Raw genomic sequence first — 26,239 nt, forward strand, 5'->3', positions numbered from 1 at the left:
CAACGGCCTTGTGCCACCTGCGCTCCGTGAAGTGCAGGTGGCCTGAACTCCCTTTGGGAGTGTCCAAAAATACTTGACCACCACAGGTTTACGGCGTCTCCCGCCACCGGACCCACCCCGCCATCCCACAGGAATCCAGCCTTTGATTCGGCTGTTGTCATTGCTCCGATGGGCAGCAGGTGCAGGGCTGCAAGCCCTGCAATAAACCCTACCTGCCCATCGCCTTGGCGATCGCTTCCACCAGCAGCTCCCCGGTCACCGGCTTGCGCAGGAAGCCACCGATACCGGCCGCTTCCACCTGCTGCTGCAGATCCGGATCGGTGCGTGCGGTCACCGCCAGCAACGGCAGCATGTAGCCCTGGTTGCGCAGGTGCTGGGCCAGTTCGAAGCCGCTCAGGCCCGGCAGGTCCAGATCCAGCAGGCCAACGTCAAAATCGCCGGCACTGATCTCGCGCAGCGCCGCCAGCGCGTGGCCCGCATGCACCACCTCGTGGCCGCGTGCGCTCAGCAGCCCCCGCACCACGTCGGCCACGGTGGCATCGTCCTCGACCAGAAGCACCCGCAGCGGTGGCATGTTCGCGGCTTCATCGCGATGCCCCTCGGCAGACGCCTCGGCATCGCTGTCCACTACCAGCGGCAACGGCAGGGTCACGCCGAAACAGGTACCCCGGCCCAGCTGACTCTCCACCTGGATCCGCCCCTGCATCGCATGCGCCAACTCGCGGCAGATCGCCAGGCCCAGGCCGCTGCCACCGTACTGCGCTGCCGTACGTGCACCATCGGCCTGCTCGAAGCGACGGAACAGGCGCTGCTGTTGTTCCTGGCTGATGCCGGGGCCGGTGTCGCGCACTTCGAAATGCAGCGATCGCAGCTCGGCGTCGCTGCGCGCGTGCAGGGTGATGGTGCCGCGGCTGGTGAACTTGACCGCATTCGAGAGCAGGTTCAGCAGAATCTGCCGGACCCGCATTGCATCGCCGGTGGCCTGCAGGCCGGGGGGCAGCTGGTTGTCGAGGGTGAAACGCAGGCCCTTCTGCGCCGCCAACGGCCCCATCAGCGCGGCCAGGTCCTGCAGCAGTCTGCTAAGTGCGAATGGCTTGTGCTGCAATTCCAGACGGCCCGATTCGATCCGCGCCAGGTCCAGCGCATCGTTGACCAGGTGCAGCAGGTGCTCGCCGGCATGGCGGATCGATTGCGTATAGCCGCGCTGCTGCGGATCCAGTGGCGAGGACAGCAGCAGCTCGCTCATGCCGAGCACACCGGTCATCGGCGTGCGGATCTCGTGACCAAGGTTGGCCAGGAAGCGGGTCTTGGCCGCCGACGCCTGTTCGGCCAGTTCCTGCTTGTGCAGCGCCAGCTGATAGGCGTGGCGACGCTGCAGGCGGCGACGGTACAGCCAGGCGAACCAGCTGGTCAGCAGCAGCGCGAACGAGGCCAACACCAGCAGGCCGGACAAGCTGCGCCACCACGGCGGCTGCACGCGGAATTCCAGGCTCTGCACCCGTGACCAGACATGGTCGGCCGACCGCGCCTGCACTTCCAGCCGATAGCTGCCCGGTGCCAGCCGCGAGAACAGGCGCTCACCGGCCGGCCCCACTTCCACCCAGTCCGGGTCATAGCCGGCCAACCGGTAACGATAGGTATTGGACGCCGAATCGGCGAACGACAACAGGCGCGCGACGATGCGCAGATCGCGGTCGCCATCGGCGATCTGCAACGGCGTGTCGTGGGTCAGGTCCAGCACCTGCTCGTTGCGACGCACCTCCACCCGCTCGATCACCAGCGGCGCACGCCGCATCGAGGGCCGCACCTGCTCCGGGTCGAACACCACCACACCGGCCGGTGTACCTGCCACCAGATGACCGTCTCCCGACATCACCAGCGTGTGCTCGCGGAATTCCTGGCTCGGCAGGCCGTCATGCACGCCATACAGGCGCACGCTCTGGCCATCGGCACCGATGCGCACCAGGCCACGCGCACTGGTTGCCCACGCCACCCCCTGCGCATCGACCACCAGTCCCGAGGCGGAGATCGCCGGGTAGCCCTGCTCGGCACCGATCACGGCCTGCCGCTCCAGCCGGCCCTGGCTCCAGCGGTAGCGCGACAGGCGGCCATCCTCGGACAGCCAGACCTGGCCATCGCTTCCCACGTGCAGTGCATGGATCGCGGTCGCCGGTGCACCCGGCACCGGCTGGAAACGCTCGCTTTCCGGCAGCCACTGCAGCAGGCCACGGCTGCTGGCCAGCCAGATATGGTCCTGTGGCCCGCACTCCACGTCGAGATTGAGCTGGCCCTGCTGCAATCCGCGCTGGCCATTGTCCAGCTGGCGCCGCAGGCGCCCATCCAGATCGCGCTGCTGAAGACCCGCCGACAGCATCAGCCAGAGACTGTCACCATCACAGGTCATCATCGATTCGATGACCCCTTCCATGGTCGCGTCGGCGCCGGCATCCCGGCCCCAGCGGCGCAGATCACGCCGCTTCGGGTCATAGCGCAGCAGCGCGTCGTTGGAACCGATCCAGACCTGGCCGCGGCGATCCTCGCGCACCGAGGTCAGCCAGTGCATGCCGTTGACCCAGGTGCGGTGCTGTTCGATGCTGCCGGTCTTCGGATCGAAGCGATCCAGCGCGCCGTGGCTGCCGACCGTCCAGATGCCGCCGTTGCTGGACGGGCTGGTACCCAGCACGAAGGCGTTGCGCAGCGAGCGGGGGTCGTCCTCCAGCCGCGACAGCACCGAGAACTGCCACCAGCGCGGCAGCAGGTGCCACAGGCCTGCGTTGGTGCTGGCCAGCCAGATGCCACCCTCGCGATCCTCGTAGGCGCCGGTCCAGTTCGGGCGCACCGGGCCACGCGCCACGGCGCTGTACAGGGGCACGGCCTGGTACTGGCCATCGACCGCGCGGCCAAGGCCGGTGCGGGTGTCCAGCCAGTGCCCGCCCTGCTCGTCGCGCAGCATCATGCCCAGCACCTGTTCGCCTTCGGGCAGCTTCCAGGACGGTGCCTCGAAACGACCATCGGGGCGACGCACGATGGCACCGGCCATCGTGCTGATCCAAAGGCTGCCATCGGGCTCGGCCGTCAGGCCATTGATCAGCAGGCTGGGAACGACGCCTGCACCGACCCGTTCAAAGTCCGTGCCGGTCCAGCGCGCGACGCCATGCTTGGTGCCGATCCACAGGCTGCCATCGGCCAGGGTTGCCAGGTACGGTACCGATGCGGCCGGCAGGCTGCGCGGGTTGTTCGCTTCAGGCAGGAAGCGCTGCAGCCGGTCCTGGTTGTCCAGGCGGTACAGGCCACCTTCGTGGGTGCCGAACCAGACTGAACCATCCGGCGTGGTGGCCAGGCTCCAGACCGTGTTGGTGCCCATCAACGGCTGGCTGCTGCGGTCGTAGAAATGCAGCTGGCGGCGATCGGCCGACATCCGTACCAGACCGGCGTTCTCGGTGCCGATCCAGAGCTGGTTGCGGGCATCGACCAGCACCGTCCAGATGCGGTTGTCGCGCAGGCCATCTTCCGAACGCCAGATCCGGTAGTTGCGCCCGTCGTAGCGGGCCAGGCCGTCGTTGGTGGCGATCCAGAGGTAACCGTAACGATCCTCGGCCATGCGGTTCACGGTATTGGACGGCAAGCCGTCGAACACCGTCACCTGGCGCGGGCTCGGCGGCACCGGCTGCGCCGCGGCGGGCGACAGGCAGCACAGGAGGACCAGCAGCAGCATCGCCGCCCGCAGATACACCACCGATTGCCTCCTCACGCTGCTTCTGATAATTCCCGCACTACGGGCGTCGGCATGGTAAACCGAAAGTCGCGCCGTTCACGCCCGGCGCCGGCGCATTCAAAGGGCGGTTTGTCGTTTTGCGCGTGCCTGGGCAATGGCAGTCACCAGCATGTCACCGGTCACCGGCTTGCGCAGGAAGCCATCGAACCCGGCCGCCAGGACCTGGGTCTCGGCGTAGGCATCGGAGCGCGCGGTGACCGCCACCAGCGGTAGTTCATAGCCCATGGTGCGCAGCTGCCGGGCGATGGCGGTGCCGTCCAGTGCCGGCAGATCGAGATCGAGCAGGCCCACGTCAAAGCCATCGGTGGCGATCTCCGAAAGCGCGCCCAGGCCATGCAGCACATGCACCACGTCGTGGCCACGGCCACGCAGCAGGCCAGCGATGACCTCGGCCACGGTCGCGTCATCCTCCACCAGCAGGATGCGCAGCGGCGGCAGCATCGGCAGCACCGGCGATTCGCCCGGCGCATTGGCGGCCTGCCGGATCCAGGGCAGCGGCAACCACACCCGGAAGCGCGCCCCCTTGCCCGGCTGGCTGTCCACTTCGATGCGTCCGTTCATGGCCACGGCCAGCTCCTGGCAGATCGCCAGGCCCAGCCCACTGCCGCCATAGCGCGACGCGGTGCGCGGGCCGTCCGCCTGTTCGAAGCGATGGAACAGGCGGTCCTGCTGCTCGGCGTTGATGCCCGGGCCGGTGTCATGCACTTCGAAGCAGAGGCCGCCGCCGTTCTCCTCCAGCCGCACGGCCAGGCCGACGTGCCCACGCTCGGTGAACTTGATTGCATTGCCGAGAAGATTCAGCAGGATCTGCCGCACGCGCATCTCGTCGCCGCTGACGCTGATCGGCCCCGACGGATCGCTTCCACGCTGGAACTCCAGATTGCGCTGCTTCGCCATCGGCTGCATCAACGCCTGCACCTGGTCGAGCAGGCCGGCCAGATCGAACGGGCGCAGGTCCAGCTCCAGCCGGCCGGCCTCGATGCGGGCCAGGTCCAGCGCGTCATTGACCAGCCGCAGCAGGTGGCTGCCAGCCTGCTGGATCGAGCCTGCATAGCTGCGCTGCACCGCATCCAGCGGGGTGGCCAGCAGCAGTTCGCTCATGCCGAGCACACCGGTCATCGGCGTACGCACCTCATGGCCCAGCGTGGCCAGGAACCGGCTCTTGGCCTGTGAGGCCTGCTCTGCCAGCTGCTGCTTGTGCACGGTCAACTGCCATTGCTGGCGGCGGCGCAGGCGCGCACGGATCGACCACACCAGGATAAGCAGCAGCAGTGAGCCGATCAGCAGGTAGCCGAAGATCGCCATGCCGCTGCGCCACCAGGGTGGCAACACCTTCACCTGCAGCTGCTGCGAAGGTGTCCACGCACCACTGGCCGTTGCCGCCTGGACTTCAATGACGTAGCTGCCGGTCGGCAGCCGCGACAACGTGCGCTGGCCGTCACCGCCCTGCTCCACCCAGTTCTGGTCGTAGCCCTGCACCCGGAAGCGGTAACGGTTGCCCTGCGGATTGGCATAGGAAAGCAGTCGCGCATCGATCTGCAGATCACGATCATCCGGCCCCAGCAGCAGCGTGCCGGTGGTCGGCAGCGGTTGCCAGCCACGGGCATCATCGCGCCGCACGCGGACCTCGGCGATCACCAGCGACGACGGCGGCAACACGGCATCGGCAGCGTTCACGTCGAACACCACCAGGCCGGTCTGGGCCACCGCGAGCACGCGACCATCGGCATTCACCGCCAGCGGCCGGCTGGTGAACTCGGCGTCGGGCAGGCCATCGCGTTCGTTGAACTGCTGCAGGCGGCGCGCCTTCGGGTCCCACCGCAGCAGGCCACGTGGCGTGGTCGCCCACAGGCGGCCGTCTTCGGCCAACGCCAGTCCTCCCATGCTCACCGACGGCACGCCGGCACTGCCGTCGATGCGCTGGATCAGGCGCAGGCTCATGCCATCCCACTGGTAGCGCTCGAGCGCCCCCTGCCGGGCCAGCCACAGCTGCTGCGGATCCACCCACACCAGATCGTAGATCAGCCCGCGCGAGACACCCGGCACCGCTTCGAAGCGCCCAGCCTGTTCACGCCAGATCCCCATGTCGCCCATCACCCAGGCCTTACCCTGGGCATCAAAGCGGATCTGCTCAACCGGTGAATCGGCCGTCTTGCGGAGGTCCTCCAGCGGGAAACTGCGCAGCACGCGGCCATCGGCGCTGCGCTGCTGCAGGCCCAGGTTCATCACCGACAGCCAGACCGTGCCATCGGGGGCCTGCCGCATCAGATCGATGCGCTGGCGCAGGTCGGCCCCCCCATCGATATGCCAATCGTGCAGCGCGCGGGTGGCCGGGTCGTACACGCTGATGCGGCCGGCACGCCCCAGCCACAGGCGCCCGTCCGGCCGCGGCAGCACCGACCACACCGCCCCGCTGCCGATCTCGCGATCGCTGGCCAACAACTTCAGCGCTCCTTGTGCGTCCAGCTGGTACACGCCATGCGCCGAGCCGACGTAGTAATTCTGGCCATCACTGGCTGCACTCAACAGGTACTGGCTGTCCAGCGGCTTGCCGTCAAGCTGGTTCCAGATCGAAAACCGGCGCCAGTCCGGCGGCAGGTAGGCCAGGCCCTGGGTCAGCAGCGCCACCCACAATCCGCCCTCATGGTCCTGCATCAGATCGAGCACACCACTCTGGGCAGTGAGGAAACCACTGCCGCGGTCGCCGTCCAGCCGTCGCAGCATGCTGGCATCTCCGCGCAACAGGCCATCGGAGGTGCCCGCCCAGTAACCGCCCTGGCGATCGGCCAGCACCAGTGCCGAACGCAGGCGTGCACTGTCGGCCCAGCGCGGACGGCTGACCCGATCCTGCGCGTCGATACGGTAGAGGCCGTCGTTCTGGCTGCCGGCCCAGATCGAGCCATCGGGGTCGCGGCTCAGGCGCAACACGCTCAGCGCCCCCAGTTCGCGCGGTGCGACAGCCTCGAATCCAGTCCCGTTCCAGCGCGCAATGCCCGCCTCGGTGCCGATCCACAGGCGTCCCTGCGCATCCACCAGGCTGCTGTAGATGGTATTGCTGGGCAACCCGCCAGGACGGGCCGGATCATGCTCGAAGAAGCGCAGGCTGCCGTCTTCACCGAAACGGCAGACGCCATGGCCACTGGTGCCGATCCACAGTGCATCCTCGGCGTAGGCCAGCGTCCAGAACTGGCTCATGCAGGGGCCGTTGACCGCATCGAAGGTCTTGAAGCGTTCGCGGTCGGCATCCAGCCGGGCCACGCCCTTGCCATTGATGCCGACCCAGACACGGTCCAGGGGATCGACCAGCAGGGTCTCGATCTCGTTGCCGGGCAGCGAGCCCGGCTGCTCCGGATCATGTTCCCAGACCCGCAGGTTGCCGCCGTCATAGCGCACCAGGCCACCATCGGTGGCAGCCCAGATATGGCCCTGGCGGTCCTCGGCCAGCGCCAGCACCATGCGCGAGGGCATGCCTTCGGCGGCACCGAAACGGCGCAGGCGCGGTGTTTCCGCCATGTCCAGGGCCGTGGCCGCCGTGGCGAACGCCATCAGCAGCAGCCCCATTCCCGCGATGCCTCGGCACCACCGGCGCCAACCGCTCGTCATCCTGAACCCCCTGTCCTGTCCCGATTGTCACACAGGGCCGGGTTCATGGCTGCAACAGCCTGTTTCCACCGGTGGACCCACCACGAACTGTTGCAGCCATGCACGCAACGTTGGCAGGGGGCTGTGCGTATGATCGCAACGTCCCCCTTCCGGAGCCCGCCATCGATGCGTCCCTGCCTGGCCCTGCTGCCGATGCTGCTCGCCACCGCCCCCGCCTGGGCGGATGCAGATACCTATCGCCTCGATCCGGTGCATACGCGTGTGCTGTTCACCATCGACCACGCGGGTTACTCGCAGGCGATGGGTACGGTCTCCGGCAGTGAGGGCCGCCTGCAGTTCGATCCCGACAACTGGCGCGAGGCCACACTGGATGTCGAGGTCCCCGTGTCGCGATTGGACCTTGGTGATGCCAAATGGAACCAGGCCACGCTGGCCCGCAGCCTTCTGGATGGCGAGCGTTTCCCGAAGGCACATTTCGTCTCCAGCCGGGTCGAACCGATCGATGCCAGGCGCGCCCACGTGATCGGCACCCTGACCCTGCGCGGGGTCAGCCAGGAGATCACGCTGGACGTGACCCTCAACGCCATCAAGCGCTACCCCCTCCCCCCGTTCCGACGCACCGCCGGTTTTTCCGCCAGCACCACGCTGAGCCGGCGCGCGTTCGGCATCACCGCCTGGCCGGGCGTCATCGGTGATGCAGTACAGCTGAGGATCGAGGCTGAAGCCACCCTCGACCGCAGCGACGCCCCGGGAACTCCCGCTCCCGTTCCACACTCCGACCCCAAGACGGCCCCCTAGAGGACCCTTCATGACCGCCAAGAACACCCCCGCCGCCTGGGGGAGTGTCAGCCAGATCCTGCATTGGTTGATCGCATTGCTGATCCTCGCCCTGGGCGTGGTCGGCCTGACCATGGGTGAACTGCCCAAGACCCCCAAGTATTTCTGGGTCTATACCGCGCACAAGTCGATCGGCATCACCGTGCTGGCGCTCGTGCTGTTCCGCCTCGGCTGGCGCCTGTATGCCGGTGCCCCCAAGCCGGTGCCGGGCGTGCCCAGCTGGCAGGAACGCATCGCCAGTGCCACCCATGTGCTGCTCTACGTGCTGATGTTTGCCATCCCGCTGTCGGGCTGGCTGTACGACTCGGCCAGCGGCCTGCGCCCGTTCCGCTGGTTCGGCCTGGTTGACGTGCCCAAGCTGAGCGGCCCGGACCCGCAGGTCGTTGCGGTGTCCCATGCCATTCACGAATACGGCTTCTGGCTGTTGATCGCGGTGGTGCTGGCCCATGCCGGTGCCGCCTTCTACCACCACCTGTTCCAGCGCGATGCGACCTTGTCCCGCATGTTGCCGCGTGGCTGGCTCACCTCCCCTCAGAAGGACTGACCGATGAACCTGAAATTGACCACTCCGGCCGCCGTGGCCGCCGCCCTGGCCGGCATGCTGGCCACCGCCCCGGTGCTCGCCGCCGACTACGCGCAGGCTCCCGGCGCCGGTTCGGTCCTGGTGTTCGCGACCAAGTACGACGGTGAAGTGTTCACCGGCAGCTTCCCGGGCTTCGCCACCAAGCTCAGCTTCGACCCGGCCAACCCGGCCGCCGGTTCGCTGGACGTGGTGATTCCGCTGGCCGGTGCCAAGAGTGGCAACAGCGACCGCGACTCGACCCTGCAGACCGCCGATTTCTTCAACGTCGGCAAGTTCGCCACCGCGCGTTACACCGCCAAGGGCTTCCGTGCGGTGGGCAACGACCAGTTCGCCGCCGACGGCACGCTGGAACTGCGCGGCGTCAGCAAGCCGGTCACGCTGACCTTCACCTGGAAGCCGGGCACCCAGCCGGTGCTGACCGGCAAGGCCACGGTCAAGCGCCTGGACTTCGGCGTCGGCAGCGGTGACTGGGCCGACACCAAGACCATCCCGGACGAAACCGCGATCAGCACCATCGTGAAGTTCGACGCGAAATAAACCGCGTCTGGTAGTGCCGGCCGCTGGCCGGCATCACCGGGCATGGCGGGGCTGCCGGCCAGCGGCCGGCACTACCGATCGACGGCCAGCCAGGCCTGAACCGTGGCCGCGTCGAACGGCCAGTCCAGCTCACGGTCGCCGCGCTCGTCGCGCAGCACCGGCACCCGCGCGCCATAGCGCGATTCCAGCGCCGGCTGGTCATCCAGGAACACCGATTCGAACTCCGGCGCCCTGGCCTTGGCCAGCTCGGCCAGGGCCATGTCGCACAGGTGGCAGTCGTCACGCTGGAACAGAGTCAACACTGGCTGGGTCCCCTTGGCGGAAATGCTGCGCCGCAGCCATGGAAGTGCGGCGTGAACCGCTAGAATAGCGGTCTCTTCCGGTACCCGCAGTACGGCAACCATGGCTGTCAGCACGTTCGACGTTTTCAAGATCGGCATTGGCCCGAGCTCCTCGCACACCGTCGGGCCGATGAAGGCCGCCGAGCGATTCATCCACCGCTGGCTGCTCGACCCGGGCCGCCTGCACGAGGTCGCGCGCATCCGTGCCGATGTCTACGGTTCGCTGGCCTTGACCGGCCGTGGCCATGGCACCGACAAGGCGATCCTGCTGGGCCTGGAAGGGCAACGGCCGAACCTGATCGACCCGGACATCATCCCGGCCACCCTGGAGCGCATCCGCAGCAGCAAGCGCATCCAGCTGATGGGCCAGCACGAGATCGCCTTCGACGAGAAGCGCGACCTCGGCATGAACAAGCGCCAGAAGCTGCCGTACCACACCAACGGCATGCGATTCACCGCGTACAACGCCGAGGACGAAGTGATCGCCACCCGCGATTACTACTCGGTAGGTGGCGGCTTCGTGGTCAACCAGGACGATGCGGCCGATGACCGTATCGTGCCCGACGAGACCCCGCTGCCCTACCCGTTCAAGAGCGGAGACGAGCTGCTGGCGCAGACCGCGCGCAGCGGCCTGAGCATTGCCCAGCTGATGTTCGAGAACGAGAAGTGCTGGCGCAGCGAGGACGAGATCCGCGCGCAGCTGCGCGAGATCTGGAGTGCGATGCAATCGTGCGTGACGCGCGGCATCCGTGAGGAAGGCGTGCTGCCGGGTGGCCTGAAGGTTGGCCGTCGTGCACCGGCGCTGTACCGCGAGCTGTCGTCGAAGCCGGAAGCGGCGATGCGCGACCCGCTGACCACGCTGGACTGGGTCAACCTGTACGCACTGGCGGTGAACGAGGAGAACGCCGCCGGTGGCCGCGTGGTGACGGCGCCGACCAATGGCGCCGCCGGCGTATTGCCCGCGGTACTGCATTACTTCGACCGCTTCTGCCCCGGTGCCAACGAGCAGCGCGTGTTCGACTTCCTGCTGACCTCGGCGGCGATCGGCATCCTGTACAAGGAAAACGCCTCGATCTCCGGCGCCGAAGTGGGCTGCCAGGGCGAAGTGGGCGTGGCCTGCTCGATGGCGGCCGGTGGCCTGGTCGCAGCACTGGGTGGCAACCCGAGCCAGATCGAGAATGCCGCGGAAATCGGCATGGAACACAACCTCGGCCTGACCTGTGACCCGATCGGTGGCCTGGTGCAGATCCCCTGCATCGAACGCAATGCGATGGGCGCGGTGAAGGCGATCAACGCCTCGCGCATGGCGATGCGTGGCGACGGCAAGCACAAAGTGTCGCTGGACAAGGTGATCAAGACCATGCGCGATACCGGCCGCGACATGCAGGACAAGTACAAGGAAACCAGCCGCGGTGGCCTGGCGGTGAACGTCATCGAGTGCTGATGGCCCTGGGTAGAGTCGACCGTTGGTCGACTATCGCGCGCAGCGCGGGATTTTCGCGGTCTGATCGAAGAGCAGTCGACTGACAGTCGACTCTACCCCGTTGTCCCTGGCCGGCCGGACGACACCGTCACCGCGTTCCGGTTAGGCTCGGGGCTCCCTCGCCCCGGACTGCCCCATGCGCGTGATCGCTGCCGCCCTGCTTGCCTGCCTTCCACTGCCTGCGCTGGCCGCACCCACTTACGGGCCGCGGCTGGAGGGTTTCGACTACGGCTATCCAGTGAAGACCTTCGCGCTGGAATCGCAGCGACAGCCGCTGGAAATGGCCTACCTCGACATCGCGCCGAAGAAGGCACCCATCGGCGTGGTGGTGCTGCTGCACGGCAAGAATTTCTGTGCGGCCACCTGGAAGGAATCGATCAAGCCGCTCGTTGCCGCCGGCTATCGGGTGATCGCCCCGGACCAGGTGGGCTTCTGCAAATCCAGCAAGCCCGAGCGGTACCAGTATTCGTTCGCGCAGCTGGCCGCCAACACCCATGCCCTGCTGCAACAGCTGCAACTGGGTGATGTCCCGGTGCACCTGATCGGTCATTCGATGGGCGGCATGCTGGCGGTGCGCTACGCGCTGATGTTCCCGCAGGACCTGCGCAGCCTGTCACTGGTCAACCCGATCGGGCTGGAGGATTGGAAGGCGCTGGGTGTTCCCTGGCGCAGCGTGGACGCGTGGTACGCCGGCGAAATGAACATCAGCTATGACAGCATCCGCCGCTACCAGCTGGACGTGTACTACGACGGCAAATGGAAGCCGGCGTATGAACCGTGGGCGCGGATGCAGTCGGGCATGTACGAAGGCCCCGGCAAGCAGACCGTTGCATGGAGCCAGGCGCTGGCCTCGGACATGGTGTTCAACCAGCCGGTGGTCTACGAACTGAAGAACCTGCAGGTGCCGACCACGCTGTTCATCGGCCAGAAGGACCGCACCGCGATCGGTCGCGACCTGGCGCCACCAGCGGTGAAGGCGACGCTGGGCAACTATCCGGTGCTCGGCAAGGCGGCAGCCGCGGCGATTCCCGGCGCGACGCTGATCGAGTTCGCCGAACTGGGCCATTCGCCGCAGGTGCAGGACCCGAAGCAGTTCAACAGCGCCTTGTTGAAGGCGTTGAAGTCCCGCTGACCGGCAGACGCGCCCTGTAAGCCGAGCATGATCCCGGCTTACAGGAACGATGCGATCAGCCGACGATGCGCAACACGTCATCCAGCAACGCGGCGGCAGTGACTTCCGCGCCCGCGCCCGGGCCCTGGATCAACAACGGCTGGCGCTGATAGCGATCACTGTGGATGGCCACGCGGTTGTCAGTGCCCGCGCCCTGCGCCAACGGGTGATCGGCCGGCAACTCGCGCAGGCCCACCTGCGCACCCTCGCCATCAACACGGCCAACGAAACGCAGCACACGGCCATTGTCATGCGCCTGCTGCCAGCGCGCCTGCAACGGCGCATCCAGCTGCTCGAGCGCCGCCACCGCATCCTCCAGCGGCAACGCTGCCAGCGCTTCAGGCACCAGTGAATCCACCTGCACCTGCGAAGCATCCAGCGCCAGCCCGCTGCTGCGGGCCAGGATCAGCAGCTTGCGGCGCACGTCCTCGCCGGACAGGTCCAGTCGCGGATCCGGCTCGGTGTAGCCGGCCGCCAACGCTTCGCGCACTGCGGCCGAGAACGGCGACTGGCCGTCATAGCGATGGAACAGCCACGCCAGCGAACCGGACAGCACGCCCTCGATGGCATGGATGTGGTCGCCACCGGCCACCAGCGCGCGCAGGCTGCTCAACAACGGCAGGCCGGCACCGACGGTGGCACTGTCGCCATAGCGCGCACCACTGTCTGCACAGCTCTCGGCGATGGCCGTGGCGCGTGCCAGCTGCGCACCGCGGCCCAGCTTGTTGGCGGTGACCACGTGCACCCCACGCGCCAGCCACTGCACGTGGCGTGCGGCCACATCTTCGCTGGCAGTGGCATCGACCACTACGTCACCCCGTTCCAGCCCTTCAGCACTGGCCCACGGCGGCGAGCTGAGACCATCACGCGGTGCACGGCGTGCCAGTTCCAGCGGCAACGCCAGATCGCGGTCGATCGCCAGCGCAGTGCGCGAGTTGGCCAGCCACTGCACGCTGGGCAGTTCCAGCCCACGTGCCTGCAACGCCTGGTAGCGCTGCACGAAGGCCGAGCCCACCGTGCCGGTGCCGAGCAGCGCCAGGCGCCCCACGCCAAGCGCAGGAATTTCAGCGGCGAGCGCGCTCATGCGTCCACCACCTGTTTGCGGCGCGCGGCTGCATCGATCACGGCTTCGGCGCGCTGCAGCGCGGCACCGAGATCGGCCAGCAGGTCACGCTCGGCCTCGATGCCGACCGACAGGCGCAGCAGCCCTTCGCTGATGCCGGCGGCGGCACGCGCTTCGGCGGTCATCGCCGCATGGGTCATGGTGGCCGGATGCGCGATCAGGCTTTCGACGCCGCCCAGCGATTCGGCCAGGGTGAAACAGCGCAGGCCGTCGACGAACGCGCGCACCGCCGCGTGCGGATCATCACCCGCGCAGTGCGCCAGTTCGAACGACAGCATCGCGCCGAAGCCGTTCTGCTGGCGGGCGGCGATGGCATGACCCGGATGATCGGCCAGGCCCGGGTAGTACACCGTGCCGACGGCCGGATGCTGGTCCAGCAGGGCAACGATCGACGCAGTGTTTTCCTGGTGCACGCGCAGGCGCGCATCCAGCGTGCGCAGGCCGCGCAGGGTCAGGAAGGCATCGAACGGGGAACCGGTCAGGCCCAGCGCGTTACCCCACCACACCAGCTGCTCGTGCAGTGCCGGATCGCGCGCGACCACCGCACCACCCACCACATCGCTGTGGCCATTGATGTACTTGGTGGTGGAATGCAGCACCAGGTCGGCACCGAACGACAGCGGCTGCTGCAGCGCCGGCGACAGGAACGTGTTGTCGACCACCACGAGGGCACCGGCCTTGTGCGCGGCATCGATGACGAAGCGCAGGTCGGTGATGCGCAGCAGCGGGTTGGACGGCGTTTCCACCAGCACCAGCTTCGGCTGGGTGGCCAGCGCCTGGGCCAGCGCACGCGGATCGGTCAGATCGGCGGTGACCAGCTCGAAGTGGCCCTTCTTCGCCAGCGCATTGAACAGGCGCCAGCTGCCACCGTACGCATCGTGCGGCACCACCAGGGTATCGCCCGGCTGCAGCAGCGCGTTCAGCACCAGGTTGATCGCGCCCATGCCGGTCGCAGTGATGACGCCACCGGCGCCGCCCTCCAGTTCCGCCAGCGCCTCGCCGAGCAGGTCGCGGGTCGGGTTGCCACTGCGCGTGTAGTCGTACTGGCGCTTGTTGCCGAAGCCTTCAAAGCTGAAGTTCGACGACAGCACGATCGGCGGCGTGACCGCGCCATGCGCGGTATCCCGATCGATGCCGGCACGGACGGCGGCAGTGGTGCGACTACAGGACGGCTCGTTTGCGTGCAGGCTCATGCGGACTCTCCAGAAGTGCGGAAGGCGGTGGCAAGGATCGCGTCGATGCGATCGGTTTCTTTGAGGAAGGCGTCGTGGCCGTAGGGCGAGCGCAGCACGCGCAGGCTGCCGCGCGGGCCCAGCCCTTCGACCAGGCCGACCAGGTCGGCCAGCGGCACGAGGCGGTCGCCCTCCACGGCCACCACCACGGTCGGTGGCAGGATCGCGGTGGGGTCGACGCGGTGCAGGTCGATCGATTCGGACAGGCGCAGGTAGGCGGTCACCGGCGTGCGCGCGACGTACTGCGCACCGGCGGCATCGAGATAGTCTTCGGCAGCCACGCGCACGCGGCCATTGATCACTTCCGGCGCGGCGTCGAAACGCTCGCCGAACTCTTCCGGGGTGCGGTAGCTGAGCATGGCGAACTGCCGGGCCAGGGCCAGGCCGTGGTCTTCACCGCACTGCAGCTGGCCCAGCGCGACCGCGCGGCGCTGCAATGCGCGCCAGGCGGCGGCATACGGGTGCGGGCGATGCGCACCGCTGGCCAGCACCAGCTGGCGCACGCGGGCACGATGCCGGATCGCGAACTGCTGCCCGACCAATGCGCCGTAGGAGTAACCCACGAAGGCCTTCAGTGCGCGGATACCGAGATGGTCCAGCAGCAGCGCCAAGGCATCGGCCTGGTCGGCGGTATCGATCGGCACGTCCAATGCACCGTCGGCACCGATGAAATCGAAGGCCAGCACGCGCAGCTGCTGCGGATCCAGCGCGCGGCCGCTGCCCACCAGGTCTTCGGCCCAGCCCTTCTCGCTGAACTGCGCGTTGGACGCCACATGGCGATGGGCAGAGATGCCACCGGCCAGCACCACCACCGGCGCAGTGGCCGGGCCGACCCACTCATAGCGCAGGCGCACCGGGCTGGGGCCGGCGTGACGCATCGACAGCACCGCGGCGAACTCACCGCGCTCGGCATGCACACGGTCTTCGACCGGCACGCTGACGGGGACAAAGGGTTCGGGGCGAATGGCGGTACTGGCGGCGAAGCTCATGGCGGGATCCGGTTGGGGAATCGGCCATCGAGCCTTCGCGGGGCCCGCGTTCGAGATGCACGTGTGGTGCATGGTTCGAACCATCTTTCGGTGGACGCCACGGTCCCCGCAGGATTTGGCACCTACGCAGACGCTTTCGCATCCGCGGGCTGCCCCGGCTTCAAAGGGCCTGTCCCTCTGCCGGTCTCGATGGTGGGGCCACGATGCCAGCCCTTTCTGGCACTGTCAATCCCTTCATGCGGATAAAGCGATGAATATTTTTCAGGTCCACTCTGCGAGGACTGTCCCGGTCGCCTCGTTCAGGATCGGGTACAGTCCCGGCGGTCCTCTCGCTGGAAACGTCGATGCCGCGCCTGCCCCTGTCCTGCCTGCTGTTGGCTCTGCTGGCGAGCGCGACTGCACATGCCGACGACTGGCGCCAGGGCTGGGGATTGGTTCCCTCCTCCGCCCCCACCGCCCGCGCAGGCAGTACCGAGGGCGCCGCCCCCATGGCCCAGCTGCGCCTGCAGCCGGTCGGCACGCAATGGCAGGCCCGGATCGACAATGGGCTGGCAGGACCGCTGCAGATCGAGCTGCGCGCCGCCCCCGGCCATCCGGTCGAAGGGCTGCCGGTGCAATCGCTGATCCAGGGCGACAGCAGCCTGGTGGTCGGCCACCTGCCCGCCCCGCTCGATGGCCGCACGCTGGATCTGCGCCTGCAGTCGGTACCAGGCAATCCGGCCGCACAGGCCGAGGATGTCGCCTATCGCCTGCCGTTCGATGCGGCCCGTCCGCGCGTGGACCAGGCGCCGCAGGGCCGGTTCAGCCACGATGACGAGGAGAACCGCGACGCGGTCGACTTCGCACTGCCGGAGGGCACGCTGGTGCTGGCCGCGCGCGAGGGCACAGTGATGCAGATCCAGGATGGCTTCCGTGGCAACGGCCAGGACCGCGAACGTGATGGTGGCCGCGCCAACTTCATCCGCGTGCTGCACAGCGACGGCAGCATGGCCCTGTACGGCCACCTGCAGGCCGGCGGCATGCGCGTGCGTCGTGGCCAGGCGGTGGGCGCCGGGCAGCCGATCGGACTGTCCGGCAACAGTGGCTTCAGCAGCGCGCCGCACCTGCACTTCGTGGTGCAGGTCAACCGTGGCATGGGCCTGCGCTCGGTGCCGGTGCGCATCTTTGCCGAGCAGGGCCAGCTGCAGTTCGCCCGCCAGGGCGAGGCCGGGGGCGGCATCGGGCGCTGACCGGCCCCGGCCGGTATAATCGGGCGCTTATCTCTTTGAAAAGCGCCCCGGGCGGGCGCCACTGCCATGTCCGAAGTCGCCAACGAAGCGTCGCGTCGCCGCACCTTCGCCATCATTTCCCACCCTGACGCCGGCAAGACCACGCTGACCGAAAAGCTGCTGCTGTTCGGAGGCGCGATCCAGATGGCCGGCTCGGTCAAGGGCCGCAAGGCTGCCCGCCACGCCACCTCCGACTGGATGGCGCTGGAAAAGGAGCGCGGCATCTCCGTCACCTCCTCGGTGATGCAGTTCCCGTATGAAGGCAAGATCGTCAACCTGCTCGACACCCCCGGCCACGCCGACTTCGGCGAGGACACCTACCGCGTGCTGACCGCAGTGGACTCGGCGCTGATGGTGATCGACGTGGCCAAGGGCGTGGAAGAGCGCACCATCAAGCTGATGGAAGTGTGCCGCCTGCGCGACACCCCGATCATGACCTTCATCAACAAGCTCGACCGCGAGGGCAAGGACCCGATCGAACTGCTGGATGAAGTGGAAACCGTGCTCGGCATCCAGTGCGCGCCGGTCACCTGGCCGATCGGCATGGGCCAGCGCCTGAAGGGCGTGGTGCATCTGCTGACCGGCGAAGTGCACCTGTACGAACCGGGCCGCAACTTCACCCGCCAGGACTCGACCATCTTCCCGTCCATCGATGCCCCCGGCCTGGCCGAGAAGATCGGTGCGCAGATGCTGGCCGACCTGCGCGACGAACTGGAACTGGTGCAGGGCGCCAGCCATCCGTTCGACCTGGACGCCTACCGCGCCGGCAAGCAGACCCCGGTGTTCTTCGGCTCGGGCGTGAACAACTTCGGCGTGCAGCCGCTGCTGGACTTCTTCGTCGAGCATGCCCCGTCGCCGCAGGCACGTTCCACCACCGGCCGCGAGATCGCACCGGAAGAGAACAAGCTGACCGGCTTCGTGTTCAAGATCCAGGCCAACATGGACCCGCAGCACCGTGACCGCGTGGCGTTCATGCGGGTCTGCTCGGGCCGCTTCAGCGCTGGCATGAAGACCTTCCACGTGCGCACCGGCAAGGAAATGAAGCTGGCCAACGCGCTGACCTTCATGGCCAGCGACCGTGAGATCGCGGCTGAAGCGTGGCCGGGTGATGTGATCGGCATCCACAACCACGGCACCATCTCCATCGGCGATACCTTCACCGAAGGCGAAGCGGTCACCTTCACCGGCATCCCCAACTTCGCGCCGGAACTGTTCCGTCGCGCACGCCTGCGTGATCCGCTCAAGCTCAAGCAGCTGCAGAAGGGCCTGGCCCAGCTGTCCGAAGAAGGTGCGACCCAGTTCTTCCGCCCGCTGACCAGCAACGACCTGATTCTGGGTGCGGTGGGTGTGCTGCAGTTCGACGTGGCCGCCTACCGCCTGAAGGACGAGTACGGCGTGGAAGCCACCTTCGAGCAGGTCAGCGTCAGCACCGCGCGTTGGGTCCACTGCAGCAACGAGAAGAAGCTGGAAGAGTTCCGCGAGAAGAACGCGCTGAACCTGGCACTGGATGCGGCTGGACACCTGGTCTACCTGGCACCGACCCGGGTCAACCTGCAGCTGGCGCAGGAACGCTCGCCGGACGTGCGTTTCTCGGCCACCCGCGAAGCGGCGCATACCGTTTCGGCAGGCTGATGCCCAAGGGTCGGATCCCTTTCCGCAGGAAAGGGCTCTGACCCCAGCGCTGCCGGGGCTTCATCCACGCATGGCGTGGATCTACCGATCACCGGTTCATCGGCGCAACGCAGGGATTCACTCACCATACGGTGACGGGCGTGCACACGACGGCCATCGCGGCGATGATAGGGGGACGCGGGTCCCCCTCCCCGTGAACGATGCCCATGCCCATGTCCACGACGTCCATTGCTTCGATCCGTGAAGAAATCGCCAGCGCCCTGACCCATGGCCTGGGCGCGGTATTCGCGCTGGCAGCCAGCGCGGTGTTGATCACCCTGGCGGCGATCTACGGCGACGGCTGGCAGCTGGCCAGTGCGATCGTATTCGGTATCGCGCTGTTGCTGCTGTACACCGCCTCCACGCTGTACCACGCCATCCAGCATCCGGTCGCCAAGGGCCGGTTGAAGGTGTTCGACCACTGCGCGATCTATGTGCTGATTGCAGGCACCTATACACCGTTCACCCTGATCGGCCTGCGCGGCCCGTGGGGCTGGGGCCTGTTCACCGCGATCTGGGCGCTGGCGCTGGGCGGCGTGGTGTTCAAGCTGTTCTACACCGGCCGCTTCAAGGTGCTCTCAACGGTGATCTACATCGCCATGGGCTGGCTGGTGGTCGTGGCGATCAAGCCGATGTGGGCCTCGATCGACGGCAGCACCCTCACCTGGCTGTTCGCCGGCGGCCTGTCGTACACGCTGGGGACCTACTTCTACCACCGTGAATCGATCCCGTACTCGCATGCCATCTGGCACCTGTTCGTGATCGGCGGCAGCGTCTGCCACTTCGTCGCGGTCACCATGCAGGTGCTGTAAACGGCCGCTCGAACGCGGCGTGTGCACACCACGCACATGGACGCTTCGCGCCCTGTCCACGAAGAGGGGGCAACCATGGCAGCGTGAATGCTGCCGCCTCCCCTGCTGCAAAGCGCACCACCCGCTGGCGCCTCCGCCGCCCCGGCCCACGAGGCCGGCGCTGGCTCACGATCCTGATCTTCCTGCTGGCGGCGATCCTGCTGTTGATCGCGTTGTGGGACTGGAACTGGTTCAAGGGGCCGGTGGAACGCGCGGTGCAGGTACGCACAGGCCGTGTGCTGCACATCGGAAACCTTGACGTCGACCTCGGCCGCACCAGTACCATCCGCGCCGATGCGATCACCTTCGCCAATGCCAGCTGGGCCAAGCAGCCCGATATGGCCAGCGCAGACCGCGTCGAGATCGACGTGCGGGTCTGGCCCCTGCTGCGCGGCAGCGTGCAGCTGCCCGAAGTGCGCCTGACCCGGCCGGATGTGCTGCTGGAAACCGCGCCGCGCAAGGGCGAACCGGGAAACTGGGATTTCCTCGGCAACAACACCGCCGGGGCAAGCCCCCAGCTCAAGCGGCTGCACATCGACGACGGTCGCCTGCAGTTCCTCGACGCACTGGGTCGCACCGATATCCGCGTGGACGTGCGCAGCGGCCAGCCGAAACGGGCCGACGCGGCGCCACCGCTGCTGGTACAGGGCAAGGGACACTGGCAGGGCAATCCGTTCACACTGCATGGCGGCACGGAATCACCGCTGGAGCTGACCGACAGCGACCATCCGTTCCGCATCCATCTTGATGGCCGAGCAGGCGCCACCCACGCGGTGGCCAGTGGCACGCTGACCAATCCCTTCCAGCTGCGCGTGTTCGATCTGCAGTTCGCGCTCAGCGGCCAGGACCTTGCCGACCTCTATCCGCTGCTCGGCATTGCCATTCCGCCGTCGCCCCCCTATGCGCTGAACGGCCGGCTCAAGCGTGACCACGACATCTGGCGCTACGACGCCTTCACCGGCAAGGTCGGCGACAGCGACCTCGGTGGCAATCTGCAGTTCGAAGTGGGCGGCGCTCGGCCGCGGCTGACCGCCACGCTGGAATCCAAGCGCCTGGACTTCGATGACCTGGCCGGCTTCGTCGGTGCGCCACCGAAGACCGGCGGCGGCGAAACCGCCAACGCAGAACAGAAGGCCGAGGCCGCACGGGTTGCTGCGCGTGCACGCGTGCTGCCCGACACGCCCTACAATCTCGGCAAGCTGCGTGCGATGGATGCCGACGTACGTTGGAAAGCCCACCGCATCAACGCGCCATCACTGCCACTGGACGACATGGACGCGCACCTGCTGCTGGATGACGGTGTGCTGCGGCTGGACCCGCTGAACTTCGGCGTCGCCGGTGGCGACATCCGCAGCACGATCCGCATGGACGCGCGTCGTCCGCAGATCAGCACCGCGCTGAAGGCCAGCGTGCGCGGCGTGCAGCTGGGCCAGTTGTTCCCCGACGCGAAACTGGCTGAACAGGCCAAGGGCGGCATCGGCGGCGAAGTGGACCTGAGCGGCCACGGCAACTCGATCGCCGCCATGCTCGGCAGCAGCAGCGGCAAGGTCGGCCTGGCGATGGGCCGTGGCCATGTCGGCAACCTGGTGATGGAACTGGCCGGCCTGGACATCACCGAATCGCTGAAATTCCTGGTGACCGGCGACAAGCAGATTCCCCTGCGCTGCGCCTTCGCCGACTTCGGCGTGCGCGACGGCCTGATGACCAGCCAGGCGCTGGCGGTGGATACCACCGACACGATCCTCATCGGCGAAGGCACGGTCAGCCTGCGCGACGAGAGCCTGGACCTGCTGCTGAAACCGCGTCCGAAGGACAAGAGCATCCTGGTACTGCGTTCTCCGCTGCACATCAGTGGCACGTTCAAGGACCCGTCGTTCCGCCCGGACTTCAAGGCGTTGGGTATTCGTGGCGCCGTGGCCCTGGCGCTGGGCAGCATCGCGCCGCCGGCGGCGTTGCTGGCCACCATCGAACTGGGACCGGGGAAGGATGCCGACTGCGGTGGGCAGTATGCGAAGTAGGAGCGTTCGTTCGTGGCGCCTCGTTTTTCCGCGCGTAGAGCCGGAGCAAGGCGACAGGCAGGACACGCCGTAAATACGTCCCTGTAGGCTCGGTCGGCGCATCCATGCGCCTCACGGTCCTGCCTGCCGCCTTGCTCCGGCTCCCGACAGTTTCCCGCGCGCGCGGAACGAGAGCGGAAATTCAAAGTCAAAAGAAAAAAACAAAGTCAAAAGCGGTTGCCAACCAAGGTTGGCAGCTACCAAAAGCAGATCGCCTGCAACAAAGCTCACCGCGCTCGCGGCAATGTATCCAGAGGCTGAGGGCATGGGCGTGCAGGACCGTTGGCGCCATGGATGGCGCCATCGAGCCTACAGGGACGTACTTGCGGCGTGTCCTGCACGCCCATGCCCTCAGCCTCCCCCCGCATCAGGAAGGCGCTGCTTTGGCTTTGGCACTGAGCTTCGAAAACCGCGCCGGCGGGCCGCAGGCCCGCCAGCGACAGACTCATCCCGCGACGATGTACTGCTGCAGCTGATCCAGCTCCCTGCGCTGCGCATCAATCACTGACTTCACCAGGTCGCCGATGGATATCACCCCCAGCACCTGCGCCCCCTCCACCACCGGCAGGTGACGGATGCGGTAGTCGGTCACCAGCTGCAGGCAATGCTCTACCTGTTCGCCCGGCGAGACCGTCACCACCTTCGCCGTCATGATCTCGGCCACCGCCGTATCCCGCGACGAACGATCACGCAGCACGATCTTGCGCGCGTAATCGCGCTCCGAAAGGATTCCGACCAGCCGCGGCCCGTCCATCACCAGCACCGCGCCAATGCCCTTTTCCGCCATCAACCGGATCGCATCGATCACCGCCGCATCCGGCGCGACCGCATGTACTTCAGGAGACTTGCCGTCCAACAGTTGCCGTACCGTGGTCATCTGCCTGCCCTCCGAGGGTGGGTTGCAGGGCCGAGTCTGCCACGGCGGATGCTAGCCAGGCGTCAACCAGGTACAACGGGCGCTGCTTGGATTCCTCGTACAGCCGTCCCAGGTACTCACCGATCAGGCCCAGCGCGATCAACTGCACCCCGCCCAGGAACAGGATCACCGCCATCATCGTCGGCCAACCCGCCACCCGGTCACCGTACAGGGCCGCCTTGGCGATCACCCACACGCCGAATACGAAGGCCACCGCTGCCGTTGCCAGGCCCATGTAGGTCGCCGCCCGCAGAGGAACGGTCGAGAACCCGGTGATGCCCTCCAGCGCGAAGTTCCACAGCCGCCAGAGGCTGAACTTGCTGGAGCCGGCCACGCGCGCGTGGCGGTGGTAGGGCACGGCAATCCGCTTGAATCCGACCCAGCTGAAAAGGCCCTTCATGAAGCGATGGCGTTCACGCATCTCGCGCAGCGCGCTCAGCGCGCGCGGCGACAGCAGGCGGAAGTCACCGGTATCGGCAGGGATCGGCGTGCGTGACAGGCGACCGATCACCCGGTAGAACGCCGCCGCCGTGGCGCGCTTGATCCAGGCCTCGCCATCGCGGGCCATGCGCGTGCCATAGATGTTGTCATGGCCCTCGCGCCAGCGCGCAACAAACTGCGGCACCAGTTCCGGCGGGTCCTGGCCATCGGCATCCAGGATCATCGCCGCGCCTTCGCGCACCAGATCCAGGCCGGCAGTCAGCGCGGCCTCCTTGCCGAAATTGCGCGACAGCTTCAATGCCGATACGCGCGCGTCGCCCTGCGCCAATCCTGCTATCACCTGCCAGGTACCGTCGTGGCTACCATCGTCCACATACAGGATGTGGCCATCGATGTCGGGCATTCCGTCCAGCACGGCACACAGGCGGGGATGCAGGCACGGCAGCGCCTGCTCCTCGTTGTAGGCGGCGATGACGAAAGTAAGGCGTTCGCGATTCATGCCCGGATTGTACGTTGCCTGCAGGCGCATGGCCTGCCGCCCCGTGGGCATGTGCCCTCAATCTTCCGACAGGTATGCCGCGCCGCCCAGCTGCCGTGCCTGGCGCTGGATCCATGCCGCGCGCCGCTGCACGTATGGCCCTGGCTTTGCCGCGTTGTAGCGCCGCGGTGCCGGCAACACCGCCGCCAGCCGTGCACTCTCGGCCGGACTCAACCGGGCCGCGTCCTTGCCCCAGAACGTCTGTGCCGCTGCCTGCGCGCCATACACGCCATCGCCGAACTCGGCGATGTTGGCGTACATCTCCAGGATGCGCTGCTTCGGCCACAGTGCTTCGATCAGCACCGTGTACCAGACTTCCAGGCCTTTGCGGACCCAGCTGCGGCCCTGCCACAGGAACAGGTTCTTGGCGACCTGCTGGCTGATCGTGCTGGCCCCCCGCAGGCGTCCGCCCTTGGCGTTGTGGTCGCGGGCCTTCTCGATGGCCTGCAGGTCGAAGCCGTTGTGGTCGGGGAAGCGCTGGTCCTCCGCAGCCACCAGCGAGATCGGCAGGCTCGCTGCCATCTGGTCCAGGTCGCGCCACTGGTAGTGCAGGCGATAGGACCAGTCGGCCTCTCCCAATGCTTCGCCATAGCGCCACAGCATGACCGTGGATACCGGCGGGTCGATGAACCGCAGCACCAGAACCTGCAGGCAGCTGAAAGCGGCCAGCAGCAGCGGCAGCCAGAGCAGCCGTTTCCAGCGCCAGCGCCTGCGGCGCGGGACTTCCGCGATGGCCTCCACCTTGTGCTGCTCTCCCCCTGCCCCCATTACTGGTGCATCCTTCTTCTATCCGGTTGTCGGCGCATTATCCGGCAACCGCCCTCGTTTACGCGCGATGTGAGCCGATGACCGCCAACCCCGATTCCCTGATCCGCTTCCTGCTTCCCGACGCTGGCGTCCGTGGCGTCCACGTGCGCCTGCAGGCCACCTGGCAGGAGATCCTGTCCCACGCCGAGTACCCGGATACGGCCGCCGAACTGCTCGGCGAGGCCTGCGTGGCCTCGGCGCTGTTCACCGGCCACACCAAGATCGATGGTCGCCTCTCGATCCAGCTGCGCAGCAGCACCGCCCTGCGCACCCTGTTCGCCGAGTGCACCGCCGCCGGTACCCTGCGCGGCATCGCCCAGCTCAGCGAGGGCGCCGATGCGCCGCGCGACCTGTCCAGCCTGGGTGATGACGCCCTGCTCGCGATCACCATCGAGAACCCGGGCCTGGACCCGCGCGAGCCGCAGCGCTACCAGAGCCTGGTCGCGCTGACCGCACCGGAGCTGGATGAGGCCTTCGAGGATTACTTCCGCCAGTCCGAACAGCTGCCGACCCGCCTGCTGCTGGCCGCCGACCGCAACGGCGCCGCCGGCCTGCTGCTGCAGAAGCTGCCGGGCGACGAGGGTGACGAGGACGGCTGGGCGCGTGCCAGCGCCCTGTTCGAGACCCTGGGCAAGGCCGAGCTGCTGGCGACCCCGGCCGAGCAGCTGCTGCACCGCCTGTTCCACGAAGAGAAGCCGGAACTGATGGGCGGCAAGCCGCTGTCCTTCGCCTGCTCCTGTTCCCGCGAGCGGGTCGCATCGATGCTGCAGTCGCTGGGCGAGGACGAGGCCCGTGCCGCGGCCGCAGACACCGGCGCCGTCGAGGTCCGTTGCGAATTCTGCGGGCGGGAGTATCACTTTCCTTTGACGGAGTTCGGCATACTGTTCCACGGTGCCGAGGGGACTGTACCGGCGCCTGAACGGCTTCAGTAAACGGCTTGTCTTGCATCTGGGGGGATCAAGGCTTGTTAAGAATTCATAAACACCCTAGGATCAAGTTCCCGTCTCCGCGGGAACTTCCGTTGTCCGTCCCTGTCTGAACTGGTCCGATGCGTACCTTCCTGCGTCTACCGCTGGCCCTGCTGATCGCCCTTGGCGCGATCACGGGCGTGCACGCGCAGAGCAAGGACACCCGGACCGTGCTGCCGGTATGGAACAAGGGTAGCGGCAAGGTCGAGGCCCTGCTGTACCTGGAGCCCACGGGTGAACAGGCCGCCGGCGCCCGCTGGCACTTCGGCCGCAACTCGCTGGATGCGGCCTTCGGCCTGTCCTCCGGCGACTCGCTGGGCCTGCTCTGCAACAGCAGCAGCGGGACCAGCATGAGCGGCCTGGCCAGTCACTGCATGCTGGCCAGCTTGGGTGACGACGACGACCTCAACAGCCGCCGCTTCACCGGTACCGCCGCGCTGAACCGCGGCAGCAGCCGCCTCGGCATCACCGCGGGCACCGGCCGTGAAACGCTGCCGGCGTGGCTGTCCGGCCCGAACAAGACACCTTCGCTGCGCGCCGAGCAGAACGATCTGACCGTATTCGCGCAGAAGAACATCGGCCGCGAGGGTTTTGTCTCGATTGCCGGTACCTACGCCAAGGCCCGCCTGGTGCCGCTGGCCGACGCCGCACCCTCCATCGTCGACCGCTGGGACAGCAAGAGCCTGAGCATCGGCGCCGGCTACGGCAACTTCACCGGCAGCATCATCGGCCGCGTGATCGACGTGCCGGGCAAGCCCGGCAAGTGGGAAGGCCTGGGCATCGGCCTGACCTGGCGTACCCCGTGGTCCGGCCAGCTTACCGTTGGCGCCGAGAACGTGATCAGCCGCGGCAAGAATCCGTTCTCCCCACGCAATGAAAGCAACGACGACGGCACTGTGCCGTACGTGCGATACGAACAGGATCTCTGACCCCGCCACGCGGGTCTTCCTGCAGTGACTGCTCCCGGGCGCCGAAAGGCGCCCGTTGCGTATGCGCGATCCTGATACATGCAGAGCGCTTTTCGACGAATTGGATACCGCGCAATTCA

General features: G+C 67.3%; 20 protein-coding genes and 1 riboswitch. Of the genes, 11 read left to right on the forward strand and 9 right to left on the reverse strand.

What is annotated here, in order from left to right; translation table 11 throughout:
* Nucleotides 1–208: 208 nt before the first annotated feature.
* Both AC13GF_RS11950 and AC13GF_RS11955 read right to left on the reverse strand, forming a co-directional pair.
* Complete coding sequence (locus AC13GF_RS11950) at nt 209–3,736, reverse strand: hybrid sensor histidine kinase/response regulator (RefSeq protein WP_483004748.1); 3,528 nt, start codon at nt 3,734–3,736, stop codon at nt 209–211.
* 96 nt (nt 3,737–3,832) lie between these two features.
* Nucleotides 3,833–7,378, reverse strand: a complete 3,546-nt coding sequence (locus tag AC13GF_RS11955) for a hybrid sensor histidine kinase/response regulator (RefSeq protein ID WP_483004749.1) — start codon at nt 7,376–7,378, stop codon at nt 3,833–3,835.
* A 165-nt stretch (nt 7,379–7,543) separates the two neighbouring features.
* Between AC13GF_RS11955 and AC13GF_RS11960 the strand changes: the two genes are divergently transcribed.
* From AC13GF_RS11960 to AC13GF_RS11970, 3 genes are read left to right on the forward strand one after another with little or no spacing between them, the layout of a single operon-like run.
* Nucleotides 7,544–8,176 carry a YceI family protein gene (locus AC13GF_RS11960; RefSeq protein WP_010482756.1) on the forward strand — a complete coding sequence of 211 codons (633 nt, stop codon included), beginning with the start codon at nt 7,544–7,546 and terminating at the stop codon, nt 8,174–8,176.
* Nucleotides 8,177–8,186: 10 nt separating this feature from the next.
* On the forward strand, nt 8,187–8,759 hold the full coding sequence (locus tag AC13GF_RS11965; protein ID WP_010482755.1) for a cytochrome b: 573 nt from the start codon (nt 8,187–8,189) through the stop codon (nt 8,757–8,759).
* Between the two features lie 3 nt (nt 8,760–8,762).
* A complete protein-coding gene (locus tag AC13GF_RS11970) occupies nt 8,763–9,335 on the forward strand; it encodes a YceI family protein (protein WP_483004750.1) in 573 nt (190 codons plus the stop codon).
* A gap of 71 nt (nt 9,336–9,406) precedes the next feature.
* Here AC13GF_RS11970 and AC13GF_RS11975 read toward each other — a convergent pair whose 3' ends face one another.
* Nucleotides 9,407–9,637 carry a glutaredoxin family protein gene (locus AC13GF_RS11975; RefSeq protein ID WP_049447590.1) on the reverse strand — a complete coding sequence of 77 codons (231 nt, stop codon included), beginning with the start codon at nt 9,635–9,637 and terminating at the stop codon, nt 9,407–9,409.
* Between the two features lie 100 nt (nt 9,638–9,737).
* On the opposite strand from AC13GF_RS11975, the gene AC13GF_RS11980 reads away from it, so the two are divergent.
* Nucleotides 9,738–11,120 carry an L-serine ammonia-lyase gene (locus AC13GF_RS11980; RefSeq protein WP_019338791.1) on the forward strand — a complete coding sequence of 461 codons (1,383 nt, stop codon included), beginning with the start codon at nt 9,738–9,740 and terminating at the stop codon, nt 11,118–11,120.
* A 175-nt stretch (nt 11,121–11,295) separates the two neighbouring features.
* Nucleotides 11,296–12,291: an alpha/beta fold hydrolase gene (locus AC13GF_RS11985; RefSeq protein ID WP_483004751.1), complete on the forward strand. Its 996-nt coding sequence runs from the start codon at nt 11,296–11,298 to the stop codon at nt 12,289–12,291.
* A 55-nt stretch (nt 12,292–12,346) separates the two neighbouring features.
* Here AC13GF_RS11985 and AC13GF_RS11990 read toward each other — a convergent pair whose 3' ends face one another.
* From AC13GF_RS11990 to metX, 3 genes are read right to left on the reverse strand one after another with little or no spacing between them, the layout of a single operon-like run.
* On the reverse strand, nt 12,347–13,414 hold the full coding sequence (locus tag AC13GF_RS11990; RefSeq protein ID WP_483004752.1) for a homoserine dehydrogenase family protein: 1,068 nt from the start codon (nt 13,412–13,414) through the stop codon (nt 12,347–12,349).
* The gene (locus AC13GF_RS11995; protein ID WP_483004753.1) at nt 13,411–14,646 is read right to left on the reverse strand and encodes an O-succinylhomoserine (thiol)-lyase; all 1,236 of its coding nucleotides are present in this window, start codon (nt 14,644–14,646) and stop codon (nt 13,411–13,413) included. Before AC13GF_RS11995 ends, AC13GF_RS11990 begins: the two co-directional genes overlap by 4 nt.
* Entirely contained in the window at nt 14,643–15,674 is a 1,032-nt protein-coding gene (gene metX, locus AC13GF_RS12000) for a homoserine O-succinyltransferase MetX (RefSeq protein WP_483004754.1), read from the reverse strand. The genes AC13GF_RS11995 and metX overlap by 4 nt, the downstream gene beginning before the upstream one ends.
* A gap of 77 nt (nt 15,675–15,751) precedes the next feature.
* Nucleotides 15,752–15,870, reverse strand: a riboswitch (SAM riboswitch).
* 148 nt (nt 15,871–16,018) lie between these two features.
* Here metX and AC13GF_RS12005 point away from each other — a divergent pair.
* The 4 genes from AC13GF_RS12005 (at nt 16,019) to AC13GF_RS12020 (ending at nt 21,482) form a co-directional block, all read left to right on the forward strand.
* Nucleotides 16,019–16,903, forward strand: a complete 885-nt coding sequence (locus AC13GF_RS12005) for a M23 family metallopeptidase (protein ID WP_483004755.1) — start codon at nt 16,019–16,021, stop codon at nt 16,901–16,903.
* Between the two features lie 66 nt (nt 16,904–16,969).
* Entirely contained in the window at nt 16,970–18,574 is a 1,605-nt protein-coding gene (locus AC13GF_RS12010) for a peptide chain release factor 3 (RefSeq protein WP_126929311.1), read from the forward strand.
* A gap of 212 nt (nt 18,575–18,786) precedes the next feature.
* Nucleotides 18,787–19,425 carry a PAQR family membrane homeostasis protein TrhA gene (trhA, locus tag AC13GF_RS12015; RefSeq protein ID WP_126929310.1) on the forward strand — a complete coding sequence of 213 codons (639 nt, stop codon included), beginning with the start codon at nt 18,787–18,789 and terminating at the stop codon, nt 19,423–19,425.
* 83 nt (nt 19,426–19,508) lie between these two features.
* Complete coding sequence (locus tag AC13GF_RS12020; protein ID WP_483004756.1) at nt 19,509–21,482, forward strand: AsmA family protein; 1,974 nt, start codon at nt 19,509–19,511, stop codon at nt 21,480–21,482.
* A 484-nt stretch (nt 21,483–21,966) separates the two neighbouring features.
* Here the strand turns inward: AC13GF_RS12020 and AC13GF_RS12025 are convergent, their stop codons facing one another.
* Genes AC13GF_RS12025 through mtgA form a run of 3 tightly spaced genes read right to left on the reverse strand, consistent with a single transcriptional unit; the run spans nt 21,967 to nt 24,184 of the window.
* Complete coding sequence (locus tag AC13GF_RS12025) at nt 21,967–22,398, reverse strand: CBS domain-containing protein (RefSeq protein ID WP_019336409.1); 432 nt, start codon at nt 22,396–22,398, stop codon at nt 21,967–21,969.
* The gene (locus AC13GF_RS12030) at nt 22,358–23,377 is read right to left on the reverse strand and encodes a glycosyltransferase family 2 protein (protein ID WP_126929308.1); all 1,020 of its coding nucleotides are present in this window, start codon (nt 23,375–23,377) and stop codon (nt 22,358–22,360) included. Before AC13GF_RS12030 ends, AC13GF_RS12025 begins: the two co-directional genes overlap by 41 nt.
* 57 nt (nt 23,378–23,434) lie before the next feature.
* Complete coding sequence (gene mtgA, locus AC13GF_RS12035) at nt 23,435–24,184, reverse strand: monofunctional biosynthetic peptidoglycan transglycosylase (RefSeq protein WP_483004757.1); 750 nt, start codon at nt 24,182–24,184, stop codon at nt 23,435–23,437.
* Nucleotides 24,185–24,261: 77 nt separating this feature from the next.
* On the opposite strand from mtgA, the gene hslO reads away from it, so the two are divergent.
* Together hslO and AC13GF_RS12045 are read left to right on the forward strand one after the other, a co-directional pair.
* Nucleotides 24,262–25,155, forward strand: coding sequence for an Hsp33 family molecular chaperone HslO (gene hslO / locus AC13GF_RS12040; RefSeq protein ID WP_483004758.1), 894 nt, complete (start codon nt 24,262–24,264; stop codon nt 25,153–25,155).
* A gap of 116 nt (nt 25,156–25,271) precedes the next feature.
* Nucleotides 25,272–26,120, forward strand: coding sequence for an XOO1806 family protein (locus tag AC13GF_RS12045; RefSeq protein ID WP_049420960.1), 849 nt, complete (start codon nt 25,272–25,274; stop codon nt 26,118–26,120).
* Nucleotides 26,121–26,239: the final 119 nt, after the last annotated feature.

Source organism: Stenotrophomonas sp. 22LJNL06-5-1, from assembly GCF_056861455.1.

Excerpts from the sequence above, each read along its gene's own strand:
- AC13GF_RS11955 (WP_483004749.1), bottom strand. The coding sequence starts at position 7,378 with ATGACGAGCGGTTGGCGCCGGTGGTGCCGAGGCATCGCGGGAATGGGG.
- AC13GF_RS11960 (WP_010482756.1), top strand. The coding sequence starts at position 7,544 with ATGCGTCCCTGCCTGGCCCTGCTGCCGATGCTGCTCGCCACCGCCCCC.
- AC13GF_RS11965 (WP_010482755.1), top strand. The coding sequence starts at position 8,187 with ATGACCGCCAAGAACACCCCCGCCGCCTGGGGGAGTGTCAGCCAGATC.
- AC13GF_RS11970 (WP_483004750.1), top strand. The coding sequence starts at position 8,763 with ATGAACCTGAAATTGACCACTCCGGCCGCCGTGGCCGCCGCCCTGGCC.
- AC13GF_RS11980 (WP_019338791.1), top strand. The coding sequence starts at position 9,738 with ATGGCTGTCAGCACGTTCGACGTTTTCAAGATCGGCATTGGCCCGAGC.
- AC13GF_RS11985 (WP_483004751.1), top strand. The coding sequence starts at position 11,296 with ATGCGCGTGATCGCTGCCGCCCTGCTTGCCTGCCTTCCACTGCCTGCG.
- AC13GF_RS11990 (WP_483004752.1), bottom strand. The coding sequence starts at position 13,414 with ATGAGCGCGCTCGCCGCTGAAATTCCTGCGCTTGGCGTGGGGCGCCTG.
- AC13GF_RS11995 (WP_483004753.1), bottom strand. The coding sequence starts at position 14,646 with ATGAGCCTGCACGCAAACGAGCCGTCCTGTAGTCGCACCACTGCCGCC.
- metX (WP_483004754.1), bottom strand. The coding sequence starts at position 15,674 with ATGAGCTTCGCCGCCAGTACCGCCATTCGCCCCGAACCCTTTGTCCCC.
- AC13GF_RS12005 (WP_483004755.1), top strand. The coding sequence starts at position 16,019 with ATGCCGCGCCTGCCCCTGTCCTGCCTGCTGTTGGCTCTGCTGGCGAGC.
- AC13GF_RS12010 (WP_126929311.1), top strand. The coding sequence starts at position 16,970 with ATGTCCGAAGTCGCCAACGAAGCGTCGCGTCGCCGCACCTTCGCCATC.
- trhA (WP_126929310.1), top strand. The coding sequence starts at position 18,787 with ATGTCCACGACGTCCATTGCTTCGATCCGTGAAGAAATCGCCAGCGCC.
- AC13GF_RS12025 (WP_019336409.1), bottom strand. The coding sequence starts at position 22,398 with ATGACCACGGTACGGCAACTGTTGGACGGCAAGTCTCCTGAAGTACAT.
- AC13GF_RS12030 (WP_126929308.1), bottom strand. The coding sequence starts at position 23,377 with ATGAATCGCGAACGCCTTACTTTCGTCATCGCCGCCTACAACGAGGAG.
- mtgA (WP_483004757.1), bottom strand. The coding sequence starts at position 24,184 with ATGGGGGCAGGGGGAGAGCAGCACAAGGTGGAGGCCATCGCGGAAGTC.
- hslO (WP_483004758.1), top strand. The coding sequence starts at position 24,262 with ATGACCGCCAACCCCGATTCCCTGATCCGCTTCCTGCTTCCCGACGCT.
- AC13GF_RS12045 (WP_049420960.1), top strand. The coding sequence starts at position 25,272 with ATGCGTACCTTCCTGCGTCTACCGCTGGCCCTGCTGATCGCCCTTGGC.